This is a genomic window from Rhabdaerophilum sp. SD176, from assembly GCF_030143245.1.
In the GTDB taxonomy this organism is placed as follows: Bacteria; Pseudomonadota; Alphaproteobacteria; order Rhizobiales; family Beijerinckiaceae; genus Rhabdaerophilum.
Map to the genome: position 1 here is coordinate 1 of NZ_JARJNS010000011.1, position 24,987 is coordinate 24,987.

The window sequence follows — 24,987 nt, forward strand, 5'->3', positions numbered from 1 at the left end:
CCACAAGGCGTAAAACCCGCCGAGGCTCTAATCGCCGCTGGATGACAACTCAGTGGCAGGTCAGTTGAGCCAGGGCGCTTCTGAAGGCCCCGTGGCGTTGGGGCACAGACCTTTAGGCCTTGATCTGCCCTGTTGCCGCTTTTCCGCGAGGATCGGTAAGAGTCTGGTCCGGCTCACCACCCGCAAGCGCGAGGACTGGCGCTATGGGAACTGATTCCAGGGTGATTTTCGCGGCCGCACGGGCTAGGGAGATGGTGAGGCCTGAAGGCTATGATAGACAATACAGCTTTTGACTGCTCAATGAAGGGAATAGCCCGGCAATGCCTATAGCCGCCTACGCGCAAAATCATGAAGACATTATGCTCTGGCGACTGTTTGGCCAGGGCAAACCTGGATTTTATGTCGATGTCGGCGCGCAGGATCCTGAGATCGATTCCGTCACCAAGCTCTTTTACGATCATGGCTGGTCGGGTCTCAATGTCGAACCGGTTGCCGAATACGCTGAGAAGCTCAAGAGCGAGCGACCACGCGACATCAATCTGGATTGCCTCGTCGGGGCGAGCGATGCGGTGTTGACCTTTTTTCACGTTGAGGGAACAGGGCTTTCAACCACACGCCGTGATCTTGCCGAGCTTTATTCGCAACAAGGAAAGACTGTCCTTGAAGAGCAGCGCGAGGTTCTCCGTCTGCAAACCCTTTTTGAGCGCTACGCCGTGGCGGAAGTCGATTTTCTCAAAGTCGACACCGAAGGAAGCGAAGCCGATGTGCTCAAGGGGCTCGACTTTGGCCGGGTCCGGCCAAAAGTCCTCATTGTCGAGTCAACTTTACCGAACACTCGCGAAGAAAATCATCAGGAGTGGGAACCACACCTGCTTGAGAATGGTTATCACCTTGCCTATCGCGATGGTCTGAACCGCTTCTATCTCGATACGCCCTTCCTGATGTGGAAGGCTCATTTTCAGCTGCCGCCCAACCACTTTGATGGTTTTACACCGGCGCTGGCAGTCCAGGAACAAAAGGCTGCGAAGGCATACCAGAAGCGCCTGCATGCAACGATCGATCAGTTGCATGGCAACATTGCCGATCTTCAAGCTGCACTTGAGCGGATCAAAATCGATCTGGTCTCCGGCATAGAAGCAACCGGCCGTCACCATCGTCTCATTATCGAAACCATGGACGACCAACTCCAGGCGCTCGAAAGGGCAAGGCTCCAAGCCGTCAACGATGTTGCGCGGATCCAGGGTGAACTTGATCATGTGCGCTCTGTTCATGAATGGGCTGTCCGAACGCGATCATGGCGCTGGACCGCGCCGTTGCGTCGTTATGCGAGCGGAGCGCTGCGCAGCATGGAGTATATTTCGGCGCTCGGTCACCCGCTTTTGCGAAGGCGTCAACCAGTTTGCGCAGAAGCGCCAGCCGGGCCAATTTCCCCTAATCCGGTTCATGATGGCTTGCCAGAAGCAGGCCGCTGGCTCGCAGTGCGCCTTTCAGCCGCTCGATCTTCCCAAGGCGCCCGACCATCAGCCTGATCCGTGGACTTGCTGACACTCTTTGTCACCTGGTTCTTCTTAATCCCTCTCCCATCAGCAACGAATTTGTCTCATGCGCCTTGTTCTTGATCTCCAGACCCTGCAATCCCAATCGAGAGGGCGTGGTATTGGATCCTACTCGCGTGGTCTTGCCGCTTCGCTCCTGAACCATTCGCAACAGCATGAATGGCATGTTCTCCTCAATTCAGCCCTGTCGGGCGGGGACCCGCTGATCCGGGATCCAGAACTCAAGGCTTGGCTATCGGATCGGGTCGATCCCCGAAACATCCATATTTTTTCAGGTTTGCAGGGAACGGCTGGCCTCGGTTTTGGCTTCCGTCCACGAGAAGACGCGAGCGCCATGCTGCGCGAGCATCTGCTCGCCGCGATCCAACCCGACCTTGTTCATGTTGCCAGTCCTTTCGAGGGTTTTGGCGATGACAGCGTTGTCGAGGCTGACGATCTTGTTCGAGATCAATCGATGCCGGGTTTGGAATGGTGTCGGGCAGCAACGCTCTATGACCTGATCCCCTTTGATATGCCCGATCACTATCTTGCTGAACCTCAGGCCCGGGCCTTCTTTGAAAAGCGGTATCGCCAGCTCGGCGCCAATCACCTCCTTTTGGCCATATCCGACCATGTTGCGACATCGGCCCGCACGCGCTTCCTGCCCGATGGCCCCGAACTCGTCGCAATCGGAGCCGATGCGGATCCGGCATTCCGACCACTTCCCCCCGATCCGCTTGCGGAGGCCGCGCTGAAGGCGCGCTACGGGATTACGCGACCCTATTTTCTGCATGTCGGGATTCTCGAACATCGGAAAAATGTCCGGTTTTTGGTTGAGGCTTTCGCCGATCTGCCTCCTGAAATCCGGGCTGCCAACCAGCTTGTTCTTGTCGCCCGCAATGATGCCCATGCGCGCGGTCTTGTTACGCAATGGCGAAGTGACTTTGCGCTGGGGGAAAATGAACTGGTCCTTGCTGGGCATGCCGAGCAATCCGACCTCGTCCGTCTATACGGTTTGGCCCTTGCAACGGTAATGCCCTCCATGGCCGAAGGCTTTGGGCTGCCTCTTCTGGAATCAATGCGGTGCGGGACGCCCGCCCTCGGGGCTCGGGCCACGAGCCTGCCGGAAGTCGTCGGGCATGATGCCTATCTTTTCGATTTGAACCATCCTTCTGAATTGACCAGGTTGCTCCTGATGATGGCCAGTGATCCCGACTTCCGGGCCAAGGCCCGTGATCACGCTCGCCAACAAGCGAAGGTCTTTTCGTGGGACCGCTCGGCAAAGCGGGCACTAGAGGCATTCGAAGGGACGGCCCGGTTGCAGGGGAGGCATACCCGTGCCCAGACTGGCACGCAGACCCTGCCGGTATCAGCAAGGCCAGAGGTAATCCGGCTAAACGGAGCGCTTCTTGTCGAGGACCTCAACCGGATCGAAGAAGGGCCTTGCATCCTGGAGCTGGCGCAATCCGGTGCGATTGAACTTGCTCCTCCACTTGTTGCGCTTCTTTTTTATCGTGAGGCCGGTTTTTCGGCGATACCCGATACTGCCCAGCCTTGTTCGATTGCCGACCCCTTGGGTAAAGAGGCTCGACGCCTTATCGACCTGCATCCGAATATCGTCGGGATTCTTGGTCCATCAGGCCCCGACTTCTGGTCCTGGGCGCACGCCTTACGTCTGGGCTCAGTGGGTCAGCATCCCATCAGTCGGGGATCAGGCACGAGTCGCGAGGATGCCGCGGAGGCCCTGTTTAGCTCACTCGCCTCTTGTATGCTCGGTGGCGACCTCATCCGCTTTGACCGATTGGCAGGGCTGGCCCGTGGACTAGAACCCGGAGAAATCGGCCATCTTGCCCGTTCCGTTGTTCTCGACCGGACACGGCTCGGTGTCGCCGACACACCCCGACGCCTGCTCGTGGATGTCAGCCATCTGGCCAAATATGATGCCAAGTCCGGCATTCAGCGGGTGGTTCGCAATATCCTCAATGGCCTTTTTGCCCTCAGCCTGCCGTTTCGCATTGAGCCGGTCTTTCGGGTCGGTGATGATTGGTTCTTTGCCCGGCGCTTTGCGGCCCAGTTCTTGAAAAAGCCGCCCCTGCCGCTCATGGATGACCTCGTCGATTTTCGGAGGCACGATATTTTCCTTGGACTCGATCTTGATGCAGCCATCCCCCCTTCGGCGATAACCAGAATGCGGGAACACAAGCGCGCAGGCGTCACCTTCATGATCGTGGTCTATGACATCCTGCCGCTGCGTCACCCCGAATGGTTCCATCCCGGGATGAGCGAGGCATTTTCCGGCTGGATTGAGTTCCTGAGTACCTGTGCGGATCACCTTGCCTGCATCTCCCAGGCAACGGCGGATGATGTGAAGGCGGCGCTTGTCGAGCGTGGCTGCCCACGTCTGGATAACATGACAATCGAGCCTTTTCCTCTCGGCGCCGATATTCTTTCTGACCCCAATGCGGCCGAAGGGGACGGCAAATTCGAAAGCCTGTGCCAAGCCATGGGCGTCAAGGAGTTTCTCCTGACGGTTGGGACCCTCGAACCCAGAAAAGGCCATGATCAACTCCTGGAGGCCATCGAGCTTTGTCTCGCCGAACGACCGGAAACCGGCTTTGTTATTGCCGGGAAACGCGGCTGGCTGGTCGATGGGCTCATCAAGACCTTAACTGACTTGAGCGCACGTTATCCAAAACTGCGTTGGATCGAAGGCGCCAATGACCGTGAGCTTGCTTCACTCTACCAGCAGGCTCGCGCCGTCATCCTGCCTTCGCGCGGGGAAGGGTTTGGTCTCCCGTTGATTGAAGCGGAGCATGCGGGCCTGCCCGTCCTTGCCAGGGACATCCCGGTCTTCCGGGAGATTGGCAGCGCCACGACGCGTTATTTCAAGGGCGGCGATGGAAAAGCGCTTGCCGAGGAAATCCTCGCCTTCCTGGCGGCTTTGGATCAGTCTCCCCTCCAGCTTGAGGCGCCGGCCCGCGAATGGCTCTGGTCCGAGAGCGTTGCCGCGCTTGTGAGGATGATTCCTGATCACCCAGCGGGGGCAAACCCGAAAACGCGAGAGAGTCAACATCAGCGCCGGGGAGTACAATGATGCGCTACCGCCTGTTCCAAAAAAGGTAGCAGGTAAGAGGGCCGACGCCGTGGCGACGGCCGCGTTCAGCGCTTTACACCTCAGGACTCACAAGGTCTCCACCCGGGTAATCCCCCCCCTCCCCCCGCATCACCGAAAAGGCAACCTGCATCCGCATCGCCTTTGCCAGCGCCTGGTCGGATGCCAACTTCTTCGGTTCGATTGACGCAACGCCCAAGGCCGCGCCATCATGGTCGCGTCTTCATGGTCGCGTCTTCATGGCCGAAGGGGTGCAACGCCCCTCGTGAACCCGGTCCGTCATTTCAACGCGTTCCCATGTTCCAGTTCCGAAGCTGTGAAAAATGCGCAACGGAAACACGCGCCCTTCGCAATCCGATTATCGGCGAACACCGGAGCGAGAAACAATGGTGAGCAAAACCGGCTAGGCCAACCAAATCCCGTTGGCAATAGCGGGCGCTACGTTGGCGATGTTCTCCGGGCTCTCCGAAAAGCCAATCAGCAAGGTGGTCCGGGTCCAACTGCCGTCATTCAACCGAGCCTGCCAACCATCGAGTCCGCCCTGGTCCGCGTCACGGCCGAGCACGTTTCGATAGAGCGAGTTGATGTAAGCCGTATCGCTGACATTCGTCCCGTATTTCTGCTGAAACTCGGCGGAAACAAGAAAGGCAGCAGACATCTGCTGGAGGGAAAGCTCGCCATCCACCAGCCCGACATTATGCTTCAATCCTGCCGAATCAGGTGTGCGGGCGAAAGCCGCTTGGTATAGGCGGTAGACTTGCCCGGCATTACCCAACGTATCGAGCGCGAGCGTGCCATCTGAAAATTCCAGTCGTTCGACATTGGAAAGGCGATGGTAGCCATTGATGACGATGACGCCATTCTCGAGCGTGATTTGCCAGTTGGCGTTGTTGCCCGACCACAATGCGTTAAACGGCGCGATCTCATTCAGGAAACTCACCGTGTCGATGCCTGCGCCGCCATCATAATTGCCCGTGATTGCCAGCCAGTCAGCCGTGTCGTCACCAGCCGTTGAGGGTGCGCCACCGGTCCCACCGCCAGTCCCTCCGCCATCGCTCGAACCGCTTCTCGGGAAAATATCTAACACATAGGTCAGGGGTTCGTACCCGACCAAATCCGTTCCCTCGCTGTCCCAGACCTCACGACCAAAGGAACTGACTTCCAAGTAAACTTCTGTTCCCGGTGCGATGTCGATGACGAGATGATCGTCGAATTCCGGGTTGAACAAGAAATCCTCGTAGAAAACAGCATTGTAGCCAGATACAGCGGGATCACCGAGCAAGATACTGAGCTTACCGTCCTGGTTGCCACCGTCGGACAGCATGAGGACCGAGCGGACATCCGCACCGGCAACGATCTTGTAAGCGAGGCCCGCCTGATAATTGGAGGCGCCCTGCGTGATGGCGAATGGATGAATGTCGATTTTGATCTGGGTGAGTCCAACCGTCCCGAAGCTGTACCAGTCGACCACATCGGAAACGCCAAAGGCGTCCGGGCCGATGTCAAAGGATCGGAAGAAGTTCAGATGGGATGCACCCGAACCGGTGTATCCGAGGCTGCCGAGGTACTCTGCCTCGAAGAAAGTGTCGTTCGAAACACCGAATGAGTCATTCAAGCCAGCCATTGTCGGTCCTCCGCTTTCGTCGCCGTCTAAACGTCGACGGATCTCGATCCAGAGCTTTTAAGCAGTCACCGAGGGACTTTGACCAATAGCTTATTGCCTGCTACGGTCGCGACAATCGACGTTACTCGACGGGCTTTCAACTGTCGACTAGGGATATATACCCGGGCAGCATCCACTAGTCGGAGATTCTTGGAAATTGGAACCGTGCTGCCACAGCCAGTGCAGCCCGTATTCGATGAGCTCCGCGACTTCCTCGAAGGCCACCAGCGCAAGGTGCATGCGGGTTCCGTGATCGCCAATGCCATCCGCGATATCCTGACATATGGGACGAGATCTTCATTTTCGAGGACGGCTAAAGCGAATTGAACACAAACGCGGCTGAACGGGCGATGTGACCGATCACGCTGAACCGCAAAAGCGCGCTCTTTGCGAGATGCGATGACGGCGCGGAGCATTGGGCGATCTTCGCCACGCTGATCGAATGCTGCCAACTGAGAAACGTCAAACCCGGCCGCCTGGCTCGAGAACATGATCACACGGCTCGCCGCGCGCCACTTCGGTAGCCGCATTGATGAGCTCACGCCCCAACAACCGGAAGGCCAAGAAAAGGCCTCAGCCGTGTGAAGAACAAACGTTGAGGATCCTCCTGCTTCCGTTGCAGGCCCAGGTTGGCTATAGGAGAACCATCGCTTCGTTGACGGGCCATTCATGCGCGAAGCGGCCAGCCCCGGAGACCGATTTTGTGATCCAGCTCGACAATGTGTTCAAGTTCTACACGGCGAGTGGACAGAACAAGATTGTGCTCAATCATGTCTCCGCAACCTTTGAATCGGGCCGGAGCTATGGTCTGCTTGGCGTCAATGGTGCTGGAAAATCGACAACCCTTCGCCTGATCGCGGGATCGGAATTGCCCAATTCAGGAAAGATCCGCCGTTCGGTCCGGGTTTCGTGGCCGCTCGGATTTGCCGGTGGTTTTCATCCCTTAATGACCGGGCGGGAGAACGTGAAGTTCGTTGCCCGCGCCTATGGCGAGGATCCCCGGACGGTTCTGGCCTTTGTCGAGGACTTTGCCGAGATCGGCGACTATATCGACGCGCCGGTCAAGACTTATTCCTCCGGGATGATGGCACGGCTGGCTTTTGGGCTCTCAATGGCCATCGAGTTCGAATGCTATCTCATTGATGAGATCACCGCTGTCGGCGATGCCCGGTTTCAGGCACGCTGCCGTGATGCCTTTGAGAAGCGGCGAGAGCATGCTGACCTCATCGTGGTCTCGCATGCAATGAGCACCATCAAGGATTATTGCGATCATGGCGCCGTGCTCGTCGATGGCCAATTGATGATGTTTGATCATGTCGACCGAGCCATCGAAACCTATAATCGCCTGAACCGGTGACCCCCGCCCGAGGATTGACGCTTCTCTTTCCCCATGATGAGACCTTTGCGCGTGAACTGAGGCAAGACTGTCCTTTTGCTTCTTGAGACAGCGCAGAAAGCATCCGATACGAGGCTCCGAGTCTGGTGCCGCAGCGGAGAGCGTCGTCTGAGTGCGGCGAAGCGCCTTGATTGACCTGGTGAACGGATCGCCTTTGGGCATGGATTGCCTTGGGGCATGGATTGCCTTGGGGCATGGATTGCCTTGGGGCATGGATTGCCTTGGGGCATGGATTGCCTTGGGGCATGGATTGCCTTGGGGCATGGATTGCCTTGGGGCATGGATTGCCTTGGGGCACGGATTGCCTTGGGGCACGGATTGCCTTGGGGCACGGATTGCCTTCGCATACATTTGCGCGCATATCGTTCCATCACGAGAGGACTGGTATTCGAACCATGGCTGAGAACGACATCCAGCGCCCTGTCGCCTTCAGGCCGACCGCACCGCTGGAGCGGGCACAGAAACTCTCCGAAGCGCTTGCTGACGCCGCGCGTCGGGCACGGTATTCGACGCGCTCACGCCGGATGGTCAAGAGCGGCTTTGCGGCCCGGCGCGGTCAGACGCTGTTCGCCTGGTTCGCCATGATCAGTTTCTGGCTCATGGTCGCAATCCCCAGCGTACTCGGCATCGCTTACTTCGGCTTTTATGCCTCCGACCAATACGTTGCCGAGTTCAAGTTTACCGTCGCCGGTTCTGAATTGCCCGTAACGGATCGGATTGGCGCCATGACCGGCATTCCTGCGATGAGCATCGTTCAGGACACCCAGATTGTCGTCAACCATCTCACCAGCCGAGCCGCAGTGGAAAGCATCGAAAAGCGCGTCGGGCTTCGAAAGCATTATAGCGACAAGAACCTTGATTACTTCGCGCGGTTTAACGCAGAAAAGCCCATCGAGAATTTTCTGCGTTATTGGAAGGGTATGGCCAGTGCGAGCATCCAGATGCCGTCTGGGATTGTTGACGTTCGGATCCGGGCCTTTTCACCTGAAACCGTCAAGGCCATCGCCGATGCTGCGATCGAGGTCAGCGAGGCCTTAATCAACGATATGAATGACCGCATGAACCGCGACGCCCTCACGTTGGCAGAAGCCGAGGTCAAGCGAACAGGGGAACGGCTTAGCCTCGCGCGGATCAACCTTCAGCGCGTCCGTAATGATGCAGGCTACCTCGATGTTACCCGTGCTGCCGAAGGACTGAATAAACTCCTCACCGAGATCCGGGGTGGTCTGCTTCAGTTGCAACAGGAATATCAGGCCAATCTTCGAACGGTGTCGCCGGAAGCGCCCCAGATGCAGAACCTTCGGGCACGCATTGGGGCAACCCAACAACAGATCCGCGACCTTGAGGCGCAACTCACGCAAAGTCAGTCAGGACCAGGACTCAATGACACGCTTTCGATGGCCATGACGCGGTTTTCTGAACTCGAACTCGAACGGGAAATCGCTGAAAAACATTATGGCAATGCCATCGCATCGCTTGAGCTCGCTCGGATCAACGCAGAACGGAAGAAAATGTATCTTAACACGTTCGTTCGCCCGACCATGCCCCAAGAAGCAAGATATCCGCGGCGGATGCTGATGATCTTCCTGTCGGCTTTCGGTGCGCTCGCTCTCTGGGGTGCCCTTGTGGGAACGGTCAGTGCGATCCGCAATCACATGGCGTAGACGCAGATTGCGGATTTGGTGCCATGCTCTTCAACATTGAAAGCGATTTCGGCGACCAGATCGTTGGCTATATTGTTCCGGATACCTTCACCGAAACGCCCGCCGTCCGTGTGATCAGCGAAGGGAAGGAAGTCTTGCGCCTGACCGCCAACGACCCCCGTCCTGCGCTCGTTGACGCGGGCCGTCACGCAACAGGACTTTGCGGCTTTTCCATCGGCACCGAGCTTATTCCCGATCTTGCCCTGATGGCAGATCTTGAGCTCTATGAAATATCAACCGACATCCTGATCTATCGTCGGCCCCAGCCGGGTCAGACCCAGGCCAAGGTATTGCGGATCGAGACGCAACTTTTTCCGCTCTGGCGACTTGATGACAGCTTTGACTATTTCTTCCAGTACTTCAACAAGGGTCTGGAACGATTTGGCCGAGAAACAGTTACCCAGCTCTTCCTCCTCAATCATGTCAATTCTGTTTATCTGGCTGGTCGAATTCTGTATAAAAACTATGCGTATTATGTCGATCAAGGCTTTGAAATGACGATCCTCTTCCAGGATCCCTTTCGAGAATTTGCCGAACGCCTTCTGGTTCTCCAGCAGCTCGACCGACTCGGGACAAAGTATCTCGGAGATCGCGATGGCACGCGGTTTGAGCCGGCCGTTCGCTATTTCAAAGGCCTGGACGTCAGCAATCCGAAACTTGTCAAAAAGGCGCTCAATGACATGCCAATCGAGGTCGCCCACCTCATGGCCGACCCGGTCACGCGCCAGCTTGTTACCTCAACCCCCGACGAAATGCCAACGGGCGCGTCCTTGGCCGCATGCCTTGAAATCCTCTCCGAATGCAAGGTCGTCGGCTTACGGGAAGATCCAGAGACCTATGTCGGTGCCCTTGGCGCCTGGTTCGGACTTGACCCGATGTCCCTGCCTTCAATCCCCCAATTTCCAAAGGCCGAGGCGTTGGCGGAAATCATTGCTGAAACCCGTGCGATCAATCACCTGATCGAACGCGACCTGGAGCTCTATTGGCAAGTTCGCTCAGCGATTATGGAACATGTCCGATAGTCCGAGGTCTTCATGCCGAGGTCTTCCTGCCGAGGGCTCACCTCTCCCTTTGACGAAGACCGCCGAGCCTGTCCAATAGGATGGAGCGCGAAACGGTTCCATCCGACAATCTGCGCGCGAGCCGCATGCCAAGCGCTGACCAGACATTGACCTTCTGTGACCCCGGAACACGGGACATCTCGCGCGCAGACGCGCGGAGCGCCCATTCGCGGGTTTGATGCATGATTATCGTTGTAGCCGGCCAGCAAAGAGTAATGTTTGTACCCAGCAATCGCCCCCAGCCCTGTGCGTCCATCGGCCAGACGGCATTCTCCTGTGGCGTGTGCAGCGCGACAATCAAGTTGAGACAGCCCGACAATCAGGACAAGAACGCCCTGGTCTGGGCCGGTTTCGGACATGAGCCTCGCCTCTGTCTTTGCCTTCCCCTGCCCCCGCCTCCGCGCTGCGGGCAGGATCACCGGCAGTGCCGCACATGATGAAATCCAAAGCAACTATTTACCTTTTTCTCCTCGAATGCGATAGTTACAATTGAATTCCGTCGCATGGCGACCGAACCACCCACCAGCAAGAAAACCGGAGGAGGCCATTATGGGGACGCCGACGGATAAAGACGATGGGATCACCGCCACAAAAGACCTTGATGTTCTTTCCGGTGGGAAGGGCAAAGATACGTTCTATTTCCAAACCGATTTTCCGAATGACCTCGGGCGGACAACGCTGAATGACGGTGACCGGATCACCGATTACGAATTTGGCGAAGCGATCGATATTGAAGGCGTCCGGGTAAGGACCCAAGATGTCGAACTCGAATACAACGACACAACCAAACAAACCAGAATCAAGCTCGATCTTGATCAAAACGGAAGTTTTGAAACCACAATCATCCTTGACGGCGACAAAACAGGGCGTTTGCAGATTGATACCAATTGCTGCTCGGTCCCGACCAGCACAATTCGGATCCTGAAGGCCGCGGATCAGAACGCTACATGGATCGAGCCATCAATCTCAATGGCAACGATGATCGACCTTGTGGGCATGCCTACCCACGAGGGGACCGACCTAGCTGATGTGATCTTCTTGCTGGACGGCAATGACCTTGTCTTTGCGGTTGGCGGCGCCGACACCCTTGTAGGGGGCGATGGAGATGACACGTTAAACGGCGGCGACGGGCCGGACGTGATCAGCGGCGATCGCGGCAACGATACGTTGAATGGCGAGGCTGGCGATGACCAGCTTTTCGGCGGCATCGGAGAGGACCAACTCCTTGGCGGCGCAGATGACGACTATCTCGACGGGGATGCAGGTGCCGATTCACTCGACGGCGGAACAGGCAACGATACGTTGCGCGGCGGTGATGGGGCAGATGTCGCCACGGGCGGTGCTGGCGACGATGTCTTCGTTTATAGCAACGGTGATATCGATCCAGGCGAGCGGATCAGCGACTACGAATATGGCGAGAAAATCGACATTGGCGGCATCACCAAGGATGCTCAGGTGCGGCTCACGCCTGGCGCAGGGGGATCAACACTCGAATTCGATTTCGATGGGGATGGTACATTTGATTCAGGGATCCGGCTCGATGGCGTCGACGCCGGGAAGGTTGAGGTTCTTCCCAATGGCGGTGGGGTCCGTGTGCTGGAGTTGAAGGCCGGATCCAGCGGCGCAGACATTGTCCAGGACAGCGGTGGAGCAGCCTTTTTCCTTGGCGAAGCCGGGTTTGACACCTTCGTAACGACGGCCAAGAGAAGCGACGTGTTCGTCAACGACTGCGAGTCCTTGACCTATGTGGGTGATTTTTCCAGTCGTGATGTTCTCTCAGGGTTTGAAAAGATTGTGTTCGACGGCGGAACGCTCCGGCTCGATACCGAAGGGTCAGCCGGCCAGGGCTATCGCCTTTATCAGGCGGCTTTTGCCAGAATGCCCGATCCTGCAGGCCTTCAGCACAATGTCGGATTAATGGACGAAGGATTGACCTTGAAACAAATGAGCGCTGCCTTCTTGCAATCGGCGGAGTTCATCCAGCGCTATGGGAGCGATCCATCCGATACGGCCTTCGTTGAGGCGCTTTACCAAAACGTCCTCAATCGTGCGCCCGACGATGCCGGCCGCGAGGGGTGGCTGGCACGCCTTGCCGATGCCTCCTGGGATCGGGCCGACGTACTCATCGGTTTTTCGGAGAGCCCTGAGAACAAATCGGCTGTGGCAGCCGTGATTGATTGCGGCATCTGGTTTGGCTGATCGCACCAAATCGCTGGTGCAGGTTGGTCCCCTTCAGCCAACCAGCATTCGGCCACGAAGCAGTCGCTCAAGAACGAGACCAGCAAAAACACTCGCTGTTGCCAAAGCAAGAAGATATTTCACATCAAGGATCAACGAATTATAGCTTGAATAGTAGGCATTCCGAAGCCACTCTGAAGCATGGATCGAGGGGTGCCAGTACAGAAGGTCCCGGACATATTCCGGCATGTGGTTGGGCACAAAAAATACGCCGCCCGTCATCCACAGGAGAACAATCAACAACATAAAGACCGTAATCCATTGGACGAAAATCATCGCGATGATGGAATTGAAAATTCCAAACCCGATCCCGAGCCAGAATGAAGCCAGCAAGGCGTAGAAAGCCTGGACGGGATCATGGGGCATGAAATCGATGCCCGCGACCAGGAAGATGATCATTAAGACGATAATCACCAGCGCTGAGATCAGGCATTCAATAATTGCCCGGGAAAAAAGAATATCGAGGATCTTGATGTTCGGAAAGGCCAGCAAAGGACGGTTGAGCACAATCCCGAGCATGACAAAGCGCGCCGTGTACGAAAAGATCATGAAGGGCACAACACCCGTCGCAAACCACAGGGCCGGGCTCTCGCCATAGGGTGCTGTCCGACCGAAACTGACATTCAGAACAACCAGGATCAGAATATGCGAGAGCGGCCAGGCAATCGCGATAAGAAAGCCCGGCGCGGAACCAAAACGGGTGCGAATGTCGCGCAGCATCAGGGCCACAAAGACATTCCACTGCGCAGCCAGAATTGCCATCAGCGGCGGACGGACCAGGACAGACTGAGATCGCGCTCGAAGCTCTCTTGCCATTCCACGCCCTAATAGAGATGATCTTCAACTGCTGCGCAGGTCAGCGCAAAAATACCCCAAACAATGATCAGAATTGCAAGAACGATCAATGGATAGGTAATTCGTTCAGGAAATCGTGCTTCTTCTGGCAATAGCGGTGGAACAAAGACAGAAATATAGATCTGTTTCTTGTCTGCCCGCTGGCGGGCCCGCTCAAGACCATTCTGGGCAAGACCATAGAGTTTTTCAGCAAAGATGCGCTGGACTTCCAGTTCTTCGTAGCGCAGTAGGGCGGCCGAGACCGGATTGGCTGTTGCATCGGTCGAGGTCAGACTCCCTTTCAATTTATCGATTTGCTGATCGATCGTTGTCAGGCGAGCCCGCAAGGTCACAATCGAAGGCGCATTCGGGCCCAAAGCCCGTTCAGCAACGAAGAGGTCGTTCTGGGTCTTGATCCGGTCCGACATCGCATTGAGCATCAGGGTCGAGGTATTTCCAGCCGCTTTCACCGGATCCAGGAAGCCTTCCTGATCGCGGAACCGCCTCAGGTCAACCAACGCTTGCCGCAGCCGCAACTCCGCCCGCCTGACCTCCTCCTCAGCCTTCAACAGCGTATCCTGTCGGGCCCGATCCGAGAGCGTATTGACCAGCGATTCCCCAACCTCGATCAGGCCCTGGGCAATCCGCTTGGCATCTTCGGGCTGGAAAGCTCGAACAAACAGGGTCACGATACCGCTTGGCCCATCAACCGCAGCGGAGACCATCGATTTCCAGTAGATATCGAAATCCTCGGCGCTCGCCTGGGCCTTCAGGCGGGCATAGAAGTCGATCTCTGAGCGACGGAACATACCCTTGAGATCAAACCCTTTTTTCTCAAGATCCTGGATTGCCGCCCGGCTCTGGAGATATGAGGCCACGATATAGGCATCCTGCGTCGCCATGGTTGGTGTCCCGCCAGAGGTGAGACTGGTCAGGGCTGACTTGAGGTCGCCATCGCCGCTCTGCTCGCTGGGGGCTGAGCGAACAGCAAAGCGGGCTTCCACCTGGAACTGATCCGAGGCCAAAAAGGCGAGGTAGAACGTCGCCATGAATGCCGGGATGAGCACCATGAGGACAAAGGTCAAGGGATAGAACGGGATCTTTGGCCATGTCTGGGGGGAAAGAAGCCGGAGCCTCTTGGGTTGTGGACTGGCGGCCTCGGCTGCAATGGCCCGCCTGGCAGCTTCTACCTCCGCCCCGTTCGGCGGCAGGGCTGGTACCGGAAGCGTCTCAACCACCAGGCCCTGCTCGGGGAGACAATCCTCGGCGGTCCTCGGCAGGCGCTGGGTCGTTTCGTTCACGGCAACGTGTCCATTCCTAGAGGCCCAGAACCGAGCGCGCCCGCAGCGCCTGCGCGACCTGCGGAATGGGCAGAAGGACTTTTCTGCCGGCGGCCCTGGTACATCTGGTCATTCTCGCAAGGATCGACGGAGAGAATCCGTGAGTGGTGCGATCAGATAATTGAGCGCAGTCCGCTCACCGGTTGCGACGATAACTTCCGCAGGCATGCCTGCAAGTACCCGCGCCCGGTAATCCTCCGGCAGGTTGATCTTGTTGATCGACACGATTCCGAGAAAATACGGCTGGCGGGAGGCCTCATCGATAAGCCGATCGCGTGAAATGTGATCGAGTGAACCAATGAGAACCGGCAATTTGCGTGAGTGAAAGGACGGGAAGCGGATCTCGGCGCTCTGGCCAACCTTCAGATGCTCGATCTCGGTTACCGGGATCTGCGCATGAATGACAAGTTTGTCATCTTGCGGCACAATTTCCGCCAGAGGCTCGCCGGTTCGGATCACCTGACCGACAGTGAACACCTTGAGCCCCTGGATCACGCCGGAACGCGGTGCCAGGATCGCCTGCCGTCGAAGGACATCCTGGGCAACAGTGGAGCGCTCCGTCAGATCCGCGATCTTCTGACGTGTTTCGATCAATTGGGCTGCGACTTCCTCCTGGAACTTCTGGCGTAGCTGATTGATCTGCAACCGCGCCTCGGTCATTCCGTTCTCGGCTTTCGCCGCGTCTGCGGAAGCGCGGCCAATGATCCCTTCAAGCCGCGCCCTTTCTCGCTCCATGGCCATGACGCGCGCAACGGGGATCAGATCTTTGGCGCGCAGTTCACGAAGCCCGACCAGTTCCTCATTGATATAGGTGACCTGCTCCTGCCCAGACTTCTTCTCAACAGCAAGCCCTTCCTTCTCCGTCTCAAGAAGCCGGATCTTCGACTCAATCAACGCCACCTGGCCCTCGATCGTCGCTCGGCGTTCCTCGAACTGCTTGGTCTGGTCGCGCATCAAGCGTTGTACGGTCTCGTTATCCTGGCGGGCCAGGAGATCGGCAGAAAACACTACCTTGGGTTGCTGATCGAGTTCGGCCTGAAGCCGGTCCCGCAATGCAAGGGCGGCATCGCGTTGCGAAGTGATCATGTCTGCATTTGCCCTGGCCTGGACAGGCTGGAGACGGAACAGCACATCGCCTTCCTCGACCTGCTGTCCTTCCTTGACCAGGACATCAAAAATGATACCCCCTTCGAGATGCTGGACGAGTTTGCGGCTTCCCTCATTGGTGACGCTGCCGCTGGCCACAACAGCCCGATCAAGCGGAGCTACCGCGGCCCAACCGCCAAAAACCCCGAATGTCATGAGAATGACGAGATATCCGAGGCGGGCCGGATGTCGCCAATCCGCGGATGGCGCTTTGGGTTTGTTCATTCCCGATGCTCCTTATGGCAAATTCGCCATAGATTCTCGACACTCTTAAGAGGCATGTCCCGTGGCAAAACTAGGGCGACCGCTTCGTCCCCTACCGGTTAGCCCGCAATAGCAACCGGCTGGGGACCCATTACCTTGCCCAGAACCTTTTCGCGTGGGCCGAAAGCCTGCAGGGCGCCTTGCGTCAAGACAAGAACCTTGTCCGCTGCGGTTAGGATGTTGACCTTGTGCGTGACCAGGATCACTGTTGTCCCGCGCGCTTTTAACTCTTGAATCGCCCGCAACAACGCTTCTTCGCCCGCAGAATCGAGGTTGGAGTTCGGCTCATCGAGAATGACGAGAGCCGGATTGCCAAAGAGCGCCCGCGCCAAAGCGATGCGCTGGCGCTGCCCGCCGGAAAGGGCCGCCCCTCCTTCGCCAATCTGGGTATTATAGCCCTCGGCCAAGCCTTGGATCAGGTCATGGCACCCGGCCAGCTTGGCAACAGCAATAATCTCATCGGCCTCGACGTCCCGGAAGCGTGAAATATTCTCCGCCACGCTTCCTGCAAAAAGTTCAACATCCTGCGGTAGATATCCGACGAACTGACCGAGGGCCTGAGGATCCCAATGAGATAATTCTGCGCCATCAAGACGAACCGTTCCATTGGCCTTCGGCCAGATCCCAGTCAGCACACGAACGAGGCTCGATTTTCCCGCGGCGCTCGGTCCGACGACGCAGAGGGTTTCCCCTGGCTCAATCGCGAAGGTGAGCCCTTTGAGGATCGGCTTGTTCCCACCAGGAGCCCCGGCAACAAGGTTTTCAACCTCAAGGCGACCTTCGGGCCGGGGAAGAGGAATTCGGTCTTCTTCGGCACCAGCAATGTCGAGGAGCTTCTCAAGCCGCGCCTTCGCGCCGCGGGCATTCACAAGTCCTTTCCAGTTGCCAACCACCAATTCGATCGGAGCCAAAGCCCGGCCGATGATAATCGATGCCGCGATCATGGCGCCGGCGGAAACCACGCCATGGATCGCCAGATAAGCCCCAACACCCAGAATCGCGGTTTGGAGAAACATCCGGAAGAATTTGGTGAAAGCAACCAGAAGACCGGCCCGGTCCGACGCCATAGCCTGCCATGAGAGCGTTGACTGATGCCGGGTCACCCAGAGGCTGCGAAGAGCCTCAAGCATGCCCATGGCATGAAGAACCTCGCCATTCCGCAACACAGACTGAGCCTGATTGTTGGCCTGAATGGCACTGGTTGAAGCCATGCCGAGGATGTTGCTGGTGGTCTTCTCGTTAATCAGGGTCAACGCCAGGATGCCGACGGCTCCAACAATGGCGATGTAACCAAACCAGGGATGGAGCAAGAAGCATGCGAAGACAAAGATCGGTACCCAGGGAAGATCGCAAAGTGCAATCAGCCCGGCCCCAGTCAGAAATTCCCGCACACTATCGATATCGCGCAGGCCCTGATGGTGTCCCCCACCAGGGTTTCGCAGGTTGGCCCGGTGAATGGCATCAAAGATCGGCGTTGCAATCCGCTCATCAAAAAGGATTCCCGCCCGCACCAGAATGCGCGACCGCAGGGTCTCGAGAATGGCATAGATGAACAGAAGGAAAGCAGCGATGATCGTCAAGACGACGAGCGTTGTCTCATTCCGGCTCGCCAGCACCCGATCATAGATCTGGAGCATGTAGAGCGGACTGACGAAAACCAGCAAATTGATGAAAAAACTGAAGAAAATCGCCGAGAGAATGGCCGGCCGGATAGCACCGAGCCCATTGGCGAGCACCTGTCGCGATTTTGAAAGAGGGCGAGCCATGCGTCACAACCTTTGGCGATGAACGAGATTATTCTTTAAACCCAACCACATGAACAATCAATGATCGGGGCCGTTTACGACATTTAGCACAAATGCGAAGGTCGCGCTGTACTCGTTGAGTGCAGTGCGCGTATCAGCGTCAAAAATGGTTACCAGGCTGGCGGTCAGGCGATCTGCAGCGCTTTAAGGATCGGCAGCATCTTCTCATTAAACGGCTGCGCCTGGTTGTTCAGCTCAGCGAGGTTTTCTTCAGCGGTTTCCAGCGTGCTTCCATCGCGGATCAGGCGCTGGCCCTGCATGGCAAGCGTGTTCCAGACGAATTGTGCCCAATCGGCCGGTTGCTTGTGGCCGAGCTGGCGCGCCAAAAGGAAGAGCTGCGGAAAGCGGCCGACCGCAACGCCGCCGCCGGTGACCGGGCTGGCGAGGAAGCCGATTTCATTAGAGGAGCGCGATTTCTGCATCAACGTCTGATTGAGGCGCGTTGTCGCCTTCTTCGCCTGGCTGATCACACTATCCGCCTGAGCGAGCTGGACATGCCCGGCGCCGAGCAGCATCGTGACCGCTTGGAGAACCTGCGCGAAACTGATGCCCTTGGGGCCAAGCTTCTGTTCGAGCTGGGCGAGCGAATGGATAGCGTAATCTGCCAGCAGCGCGATCAGCGGCTTGTAGATGGCCTCGGAGAGGTTGGCTTCACCCAAAGCGCCATTGACCTTGAGCGGCACATCGGCCGCGTTGGTGCTAAGGATAAAGCGGAACTCTCGCAAAGCCTCTATCCGCTCCAGCGGAGAGAGCATGCGGGCGCCCTTAACCCAGTAATCCTTGCGGAATTGCTGGTTGACCATGAAATCCCGCACAGATTGGCGAAAACTGCTATCCGGTATATCGTTCAGGAAGGCCTGCTGCTCCGCCGTCAGATTGATAGCGTCGATATGATCCAGCAATGTAGCCGAAGCTGCAAATTGAAGTTTCGCTTCCTCAAGGAACTCCGTCATGGTGGCGAAATGCATCGGGTGCCAATCGCGGTTAAAATACTCATGCGCGAGATAATGTCGGTTCTGGCCCTTTACCCGATTTAGTCGATCTCCCAAGGTGGGCGTCATCCGGGCATATCCCGGGTTGGTGGCCAAGAGTCTCTCAGCGAACTCAATTGCGCCATCAATCCTGTTGACTACGCCGCGACCCGGCGCGCCGAGTATTTCGGCATGCTGTGTCATCAAATGCCGCATCGGCGCAAATCCCGCCCAGCCAGGAAGGGTGTTGTAGCTGATATAGGCAACGCCACCAACTGCAAGGCGCTTGCGCAAAAACTCTGCGATCACGCCTCGATTTTCATCCGAGATCCAGCTCCAGATTCCATGTAGGCCAATGAAATCAAATTCCGGAAGATCACTTCGCGTTGCAAATTCATGAAACGCCAAGTCAAAGGCATGCGCTTTGGCTCCTGAGGTTTCGACGATACTCTGTGCAAAATGAGCCTGAGCTGGGTTGAAATCCGTTCCCCACCATTCGGTGGCGGAACCGGCCGCATGTATGGCCAAGCTCATGCCCTGCCCAAAACCGAGTTCGCAGGCGCGAGCGGTTTTAGGAAGGGCGAGGCCAGCGGATGCGAGGGCGAATGCGGCCGTCAACGGACTCAGCTCGGAGTAGTACCCGAATGTGTAGTTGATTTCGGCAACGTAACCAGCGGTCCAAGAGGTCATAGACTTCCCCAAAAGGAAAGAGACCCACCCTGTGAAGGGTGGGTCCTTGATTTAAGGATCCGATGAATAAATCATCGAAACGCTCACTTAGACAATCGTGATGATTTCCCCAGCGAGCGTCGAGTTGGCCAGGTTGACCAGACCCTGGAGCTCGATCACGAGGTCAACACCATCGGCGTAGGTCGTGTTGTTGCTATTATCCAGGGTAATGTACGTGTTGCCGTTAAACTGGAACCAGTTCACGATCGCATTGGTTGCGCCGTTGTTAGCAGCGTTAGCCGCGTCGAGATAGTTAGCGAAGCTGGCTGCACCACCAAGTGTAACGGCTGTGCCCAGAGTGGCCTCTGCGACAGTCGTGTTAACACCGGCGCCAACAAGGTCAATCTTGTCACCTGCGGCAATCCCCTTGATGGACGGATAAAAGCCGGCAGCCGACGATACATGATTGACGTCGAAGGTATCAACACCCGCGCCGAACGTGATTACGTTCAGCCCGTTCATGATACCGCCTGTTGTCACGGTGTTCGCACCAGCGCCGAGATCAACAGTGTTTGCGCCCGTACCGAGCGTAACGCTGTCGTCCCCTGCTCCAGCCGTAACGGTGTTATTGCCATTGCCGAGCGTGATTACATCGTTACCGTCGCCGGTGTCGATGGTGTTATTGCTGCCGTTGGCAGTAATGGTGTCAACACCCGTACCACCTGTGTAAGTCACGGCCTTTGTTGCAGCCGAGAAATCCACGGTGTTGGACGCAGCGGCGCTCCCCTTGATCGTCGCAGCTTCCGCCAGTGCACCGGTCGTCCAAGTCAGACCGCCTGCAGCTGCAACTTTGCTGGTCAGGCCGCTGGCATCAAGGCTGGTGACGGTGGTGGCGGTATTGGTGAACACAACACCGGTATCGCCCGAAATCACAACCGACTTCACTGCCGGAGCGGTGATAAGCGCCGTGAACTTCGTTGTCTGGGCCGTTGTGTCGGCGTCTTTCGTCGTAATGTTGATGTTCTCAACATTCGCGATGGTCATTGCGGCGGTATCGGCAAATCCATCATTGGCGGTGTAGGTGACGTTGACCGTGTCGTTGGTGCCGACATCGCTGGCCAACGCAATCGAGCTGGCGAACGCAACAGCTGCTTTATTCGTGTAGCTGAAGTTCGCAGCCGCGTTGGTCACCGTCAGTGCGCCCACGGTCACGCCATTGAGGACGAGATTGTTGATGCCGTCGGCATTTGCCATGTTGATGGCAGCGGCAGCCCCCGTCGCAGCAGAGATTTCGAGCACTTCGAAGTTCGAAACCGTACCTGCGAAGGTCGCCGAGCCTGTCGCCGTGACAGCCTGAGCAGCCGTCATTTTGATTGCATCACCGGTACCGTCACCAGCATCGATGGTGCCACCCGAACCGGCCGGACCACCATAGGTCACAACGTCGTTGCCTGCACCGGTTGTGATCGCCTTCGTCCAGCCAGTCGCAACACTGATCGTGTCAACACCCGAACCGCCCGAATAGGCAACGCCAGCGCCCAGCGCCGGCGTAACGGTCACGCCGCCCGTGTTGCTCGCAGCATCGATGGACTTGAGAGCAGCGACAGCAGAAGTTGCAGAAACCGTGGTCTTGCCAGCACCCGCAATCGTAAGCGCGGTCGCAGCGTTGATATTCACATCGGCCACTGTGAGCGCCACGGCCGCATCCAAAGCCACGGTAGTTGCAGCCCCGGCAGTCAGCGTCACACCGGTCGACGCCGTACCCGTTGCCTTAACATTCAGTGTGGTCGCGAGATTATCGCTGATGACGCCGCCAGTGGCTCCATCAAGATTGACACCAAGTGTACGGGTGCCAGCGACCGCATTCACCGTGACATTCTGGCTGTTATTCGTGAGCGTGAGCGAGGTCAGACCATCCGTGTCGAGGGTAGCGGCAGCCGTGTTACCCTTCAACGAAACCGACGTCAGCGTCGTGCCGTCCGCCTTGGTCGTTGTCTTGTTGTCGCTGATTGCGACCGTCGAACCGCCAACCACAGCAACCGAGGTCAACGCATTCACCACCGCAGTCTGGCCGATATTGACCGCACCGGCGCCGGTGGTCACGGAGAGCGCGCCTCCGGTACCAATCACGGTAACAGCGCTCGCGCCAGTTCCAACGACGGTTGCCGCGGTCGTGGTCGAACCTGTAACGCTGATGGCACCCGCGGCCGAAGCGCTGACACCAAGCTTGGTCAGCCCGGTGTAGCCGGTCGAGTCGACCGTGTAGCCAGCGCCCGTGGTGTTGATATTCAAGTTTTCAACGTTCTTGATCGTCGCCGCACCGGGAACAGCAGTGCCCGTCACAAGGACATTCATCGTATCGGTGCCCGCACCACCATCAACCGCATCGAACCCGCTCCACGTATCGGAAGCGCTCCCGTTGATGGTGTCGCCACCGGCAGTGCCCGTGACCGTATCGGCACCGGTCGTCAGCGTAAAGGTCGAGCCCGTACCAACAGCCGGGTCCAGCAGCGCGCCCGAATAAACCGCGGTACCCTGTGCCGCAGCAGTCAGGAAGGTGGTAACGGCAGAGGCTGCCTTATTCACGAATTCCGCTGACTGCGAGAAGCCGAAGATAACGTCAGATGCCTTGGTGTAGCCCGAACCAGGGGTGACGAGGGCTGTCTGCCAGGCAGCGATTTCGGCGGCAGAGCCAGCGCGGCCAAGCACGTTCTGGTAAAGCGACTGGAGGAGCGCGTCGGTCACGGCGGCGGCGTTGTCGACGACCAAAGTTCCGCCATTATAGCGATTGGCAAATTCCTGGGAAACAACGAAGCCTTCGGCGATCTTGTTGATCGTGAAGCCACCGCGAACGAACGAATCGGTCTGCTGATCGAGACCGGCCTGATCCGGCACACGGCCGAAGGCGGCCTGATAAACGCGGATGATGGCGGCAGCGCCATTCTGCGCTTCGCCCGAGTTCACGATCGCGGCATAAATCTGCGCATCGGTAAGGGCACCGCTGGCGCTGGTGTTAACCCAAGCGGCGACTTCAGCAGCGGTCGGAGCGCGCTGGAGAACGTTTTGATAGGCGGTTTCGATTTGCGCGGCTGTGAGCGCCATGTGGAATCTCCATTTTAGCTAGCACGTGTAGCAGGACCGGCTGTTACACCGTTCTGCCGGCCTTCTCAACCCTTGATTAGGGGTGATGAAATTAGCCATACAGTAAATTCAATACCCCCACAAGAGCCGTTCGAGCCAATGCCTATTCGATAGGCGAAGACGGGCACTTTGTTACACGCAAAGCACAGAGCGGGTTGGGAAAGGCCCAACTCTCCTTCAGGCCAACAGGCGGGAGACCCGGGCTGCGAAGGCATGAAGGCTCCATTTTTCAACAAGATGGCGCCTTGCACGTGCAACCCGGACATCTCGCTCGTCCCCGTCAAGCGCGCTTCGCAATTGCTCAACCGCATGGTCAGCGGAAGGTTCGGCCCAGCGCGATCGCCCATCAGCATAGGCATAATCCCCAGGGCTGACGGGAACCAAGTCATAGGCAACAGGCCAGCTCGAATCAGGGAGGCAGAAATCCCGATTACCGGAATAGTCGGTCGCAACGACAGGGACGTTGCGCTGCATCGCCTCAATGAGCCCCAGCCCAAGACCCTCGGATCGATGAAGTGAGAGAAAGACATCGGCCGACGCAATCAGGGCGCCAAGGGCATCGGGTGCCATCGTCTGGTCAATAATGATAATTCTTGGATCATTCAGAGCCTGTTCCTGGACATTGGCCCAGATCTGGCGCTGGCGAGGATCGGCAATGCGCTCGAGATTATGGGTTTTCAGGACAAGCCGCACATTCGCCCGGCCCGGGAAAGCGCGCCGGAAAACATCGACAGCCATGCGGGGGTTCTTGCGCTCGATCCAGGACAGCGAATCATACATGGCGAGGATGGTTCGAATGCCCGGCTCTTCCGGAAGGTATGGCCGGACAAGACGGCGCCTTTCTTCCTCACCAAGCGGCGAGGGTTCGGGGATCGGCAATCCGACGACATGGACCGGCTTGCCAAGATCCCGATAGATCGAGGCACAGAACTCGGTAGCTACCCAGATCTCGTCCACCAAACTCAGGGCGAGTTGATCACCGGGGGCAGGCCTGTCGAGCTCCCAGTAGAACATGCCGACTTTGCGTGCCCCCTCGAACATGTCCGGCATCTGGGTCAGGGCGAGCGGGAGCTGATCGGGATTGAGATGGAAGATATGGGTCCGGGCGGGGCGCGGACGATCGAGAGCGTGGGGATGCTGGGCGCCAGCAGGCTGGGGATTCCCAAGGACAAACGGATATCCTGCAACCTTCATCGGCAAACTGGCTAAGCCCTCGAGCAAGAGCCGCGCGGATTGGCCAAGCCCCGATGCGCGATCAAGGGGGCCAATCACCTGGCAATCGAGCGGTTCATCATGCGGAACCTGCAGCGCAAAAGCGCGGGCGCGATGCCCCTCTTTCGAGAAATGCCGTGAGCGCGGGTCATCAAGCGAAACACCGACGGCGTTAAGGCACAACTCGATCTTGTCGCGCCCGGGAAAAGGGCAAACGGAGTTTGGCTGCGTTCGGGCTTCCCAGTCAGCGAGGACATGCTCACGCGCTGCGATGGGGAGAAGCTGGAGAAGAAAGGGACGCTCAAGACTTTGAAGAAGGACCCGAGCATAAAGAAGCGGTAGGGCGCCTTCGGGAAAGGCCAGCAACGTCTGCCAATGGGGTTCATTCGCCCAAAGGTACCGCATGAAAGCCGGCATCGAAAGAACCGGGTGCGCGCCTGGCCGGACATCCCGCATCAGGACCCGCCGATAGGCATCGGGAATGAGGAAATCCTCCGCCTTGAGCCGCGGGAGCTTGCTGAATGCCCACCAGGCAACCAGGGCCTCATGGCTTTCGGCGCGTGTCAGATCGAGCGTTGGACGGGTCGGATCGGGGGTTGCCAGGAAATAGGTGGTGGCGCGCGAGAGCGGAAAGGGTGCGTCGCCCAGGAAGACGCAAGCATTCAGATATGCAATCTCGTCGGCAGAAAACGGCAGCGGCGCCACCGGCTCGCGCTCGGCATAAGCAAGCAAGTTGGCAAGAAGCCGATCGGGGGGGGCGCCAGCTCCGGTTCGCGCGCGAAGTTCCGGGGACAAACGGGTCTGGCGCAAGAAGGCACTGTAGGCGCTCGGAAGCGCAGGCCACTGATCTTGAGAAAAGCCGGGTCTGGAGCCTTGATCATCAGACAAGTAAGGATC

General features: G+C 57.6%; 14 protein-coding genes. 6 read left to right on the forward strand and 8 right to left on the reverse strand.

The genetic code is table 11. The annotated features are described in order from the left end of the window. The first annotated feature begins 320 nt into the window (after positions 1-320). On the forward strand, positions 321-1,529 hold the full coding sequence (locus P0652_RS18185) for an FkbM family methyltransferase (protein ID WP_284180317.1): 1,209 nt from the start codon (positions 321-323) through the stop codon (positions 1,527-1,529). 73 nt (positions 1,530-1,602) lie between these two features. After that, the gene (locus P0652_RS18190; RefSeq protein ID WP_284180318.1) at positions 1,603-4,629 is read left to right on the forward strand and encodes a glycosyltransferase family 4 protein; all 3,027 of its coding nucleotides are present in this window, start codon (positions 1,603-1,605) and stop codon (positions 4,627-4,629) included. Positions 4,630-5,050: 421 nt separating this feature from the next. On the opposite strand, the gene P0652_RS18195 is transcribed toward P0652_RS18190, so the two are convergent. Beyond that, complete coding sequence (locus tag P0652_RS18195; RefSeq protein WP_284180319.1) at positions 5,051-6,271, reverse strand: DUF4214 domain-containing protein; 1,221 nt, start codon at positions 6,269-6,271, stop codon at positions 5,051-5,053. A 742-nt stretch (positions 6,272-7,013) separates the two neighbouring features. On the opposite strand from P0652_RS18195, the gene P0652_RS18200 reads away from it, so the two are divergent. The 4 genes from P0652_RS18200 to P0652_RS18215 all read left to right on the forward strand — a co-directional run bounded on the left by P0652_RS18200 (position 7,014) and on the right by P0652_RS18215 (position 12,669). Then, the gene (locus P0652_RS18200) at positions 7,014-7,667 is read left to right on the forward strand and encodes an ABC transporter ATP-binding protein (RefSeq protein WP_284180320.1); all 654 of its coding nucleotides are present in this window, start codon (positions 7,014-7,016) and stop codon (positions 7,665-7,667) included. 434 nt (positions 7,668-8,101) lie between these two features. Then, positions 8,102-9,370 (forward strand): KpsE/RkpR family capsule polysaccharide export protein, encoded by a 1,269-nt coding sequence (locus P0652_RS18205; protein ID WP_284180321.1) that lies wholly within the window; start codon positions 8,102-8,104, stop codon positions 9,368-9,370. 23 nt (positions 9,371-9,393) lie between these two features. After that, positions 9,394-10,431 (forward strand): hypothetical protein, encoded by a 1,038-nt coding sequence (locus tag P0652_RS18210; protein ID WP_284180322.1) that lies wholly within the window; start codon positions 9,394-9,396, stop codon positions 10,429-10,431. A 588-nt stretch (positions 10,432-11,019) separates the two neighbouring features. After that, complete coding sequence (locus P0652_RS18215) at positions 11,020-12,669, forward strand: DUF4214 domain-containing protein (protein WP_284180323.1); 1,650 nt, start codon at positions 11,020-11,022, stop codon at positions 12,667-12,669. Positions 12,670-12,702: 33 nt separating this feature from the next. Here P0652_RS18215 and P0652_RS18220 read toward each other — a convergent pair whose 3' ends face one another. The 7 genes from P0652_RS18220 to P0652_RS18250 all read right to left on the reverse strand — a co-directional run bounded on the left by P0652_RS18220 (position 12,703) and on the right by P0652_RS18250 (position 24,822). Beyond that, positions 12,703-13,524 carry an ABC transporter permease gene (locus P0652_RS18220; RefSeq protein ID WP_284180324.1) on the reverse strand — a complete coding sequence of 274 codons (822 nt, stop codon included), beginning with the start codon at positions 13,522-13,524 and terminating at the stop codon, positions 12,703-12,705. Positions 13,525-13,532: 8 nt separating this feature from the next. Beyond that, positions 13,533-14,843 (reverse strand): KpsE/RkpR family capsule polysaccharide export protein, encoded by a 1,311-nt coding sequence (locus P0652_RS18225; protein WP_284180325.1) that lies wholly within the window; start codon positions 14,841-14,843, stop codon positions 13,533-13,535. Between the two features lie 108 nt (positions 14,844-14,951). Beyond that, positions 14,952-16,253, reverse strand: coding sequence for an HlyD family type I secretion periplasmic adaptor subunit (locus tag P0652_RS18230; RefSeq protein ID WP_284180326.1), 1,302 nt, complete (start codon positions 16,251-16,253; stop codon positions 14,952-14,954). A 98-nt stretch (positions 16,254-16,351) separates the two neighbouring features. Further along, a complete protein-coding gene (locus P0652_RS18235) occupies positions 16,352-18,058 on the reverse strand; it encodes a type I secretion system permease/ATPase (protein ID WP_284180327.1) in 1,707 nt (568 codons plus the stop codon). 164 nt (positions 18,059-18,222) lie between these two features. Next, positions 18,223-19,758, reverse strand: a complete 1,536-nt coding sequence (locus tag P0652_RS18240) for a methyltransferase regulatory domain-containing protein (RefSeq protein WP_284180328.1) — start codon at positions 19,756-19,758, stop codon at positions 18,223-18,225. Positions 19,759-19,845: 87 nt separating this feature from the next. Further along, on the reverse strand, positions 19,846-22,839 hold the full coding sequence (locus tag P0652_RS18245) for a beta strand repeat-containing protein (protein WP_284180329.1): 2,994 nt from the start codon (positions 22,837-22,839) through the stop codon (positions 19,846-19,848). Between the two features lie 216 nt (positions 22,840-23,055). Further along, entirely contained in the window at positions 23,056-24,822 is a 1,767-nt protein-coding gene (locus P0652_RS18250) for a glycosyltransferase (protein WP_284180330.1), read from the reverse strand. Positions 24,823-24,987 lie beyond the last annotated feature (165 nt).

Coding starts and splice junctions, on each gene's coding strand:
- P0652_RS18185 (WP_284180317.1), top strand. CDS start 321: ATGCCTATAGCCGCCTACGCGCAAAATCATGAAGACATTATGCTCTGG.
- P0652_RS18195 (WP_284180319.1), bottom strand. CDS start 6,271: ATGGCTGGCTTGAATGACTCATTCGGTGTTTCGAACGACACTTTCTTC.
- P0652_RS18210 (WP_284180322.1), top strand. CDS start 9,394: ATGCTCTTCAACATTGAAAGCGATTTCGGCGACCAGATCGTTGGCTAT.
- P0652_RS18190 (WP_284180318.1), top strand. CDS start 1,603: ATGCGCCTTGTTCTTGATCTCCAGACCCTGCAATCCCAATCGAGAGGG.
- P0652_RS18220 (WP_284180324.1), bottom strand. CDS start 13,524: ATGGCAAGAGAGCTTCGAGCGCGATCTCAGTCTGTCCTGGTCCGTCCG.
- P0652_RS18240 (WP_284180328.1), bottom strand. CDS start 19,758: ATGACCTCTTGGACCGCTGGTTACGTTGCCGAAATCAACTACACATTC.
- P0652_RS18245 (WP_284180329.1), bottom strand. CDS start 22,839: ATGGCGCTCACAGCCGCGCAAATCGAAACCGCCTATCAAAACGTTCTC.
- P0652_RS18215 (WP_284180323.1), top strand. CDS start 11,020: ATGGGGACGCCGACGGATAAAGACGATGGGATCACCGCCACAAAAGAC.
- P0652_RS18230 (WP_284180326.1), bottom strand. CDS start 16,253: ATGAACAAACCCAAAGCGCCATCCGCGGATTGGCGACATCCGGCCCGC.
- P0652_RS18205 (WP_284180321.1), top strand. CDS start 8,102: ATGGCTGAGAACGACATCCAGCGCCCTGTCGCCTTCAGGCCGACCGCA.
- P0652_RS18235 (WP_284180327.1), bottom strand. CDS start 18,058: ATGGCTCGCCCTCTTTCAAAATCGCGACAGGTGCTCGCCAATGGGCTC.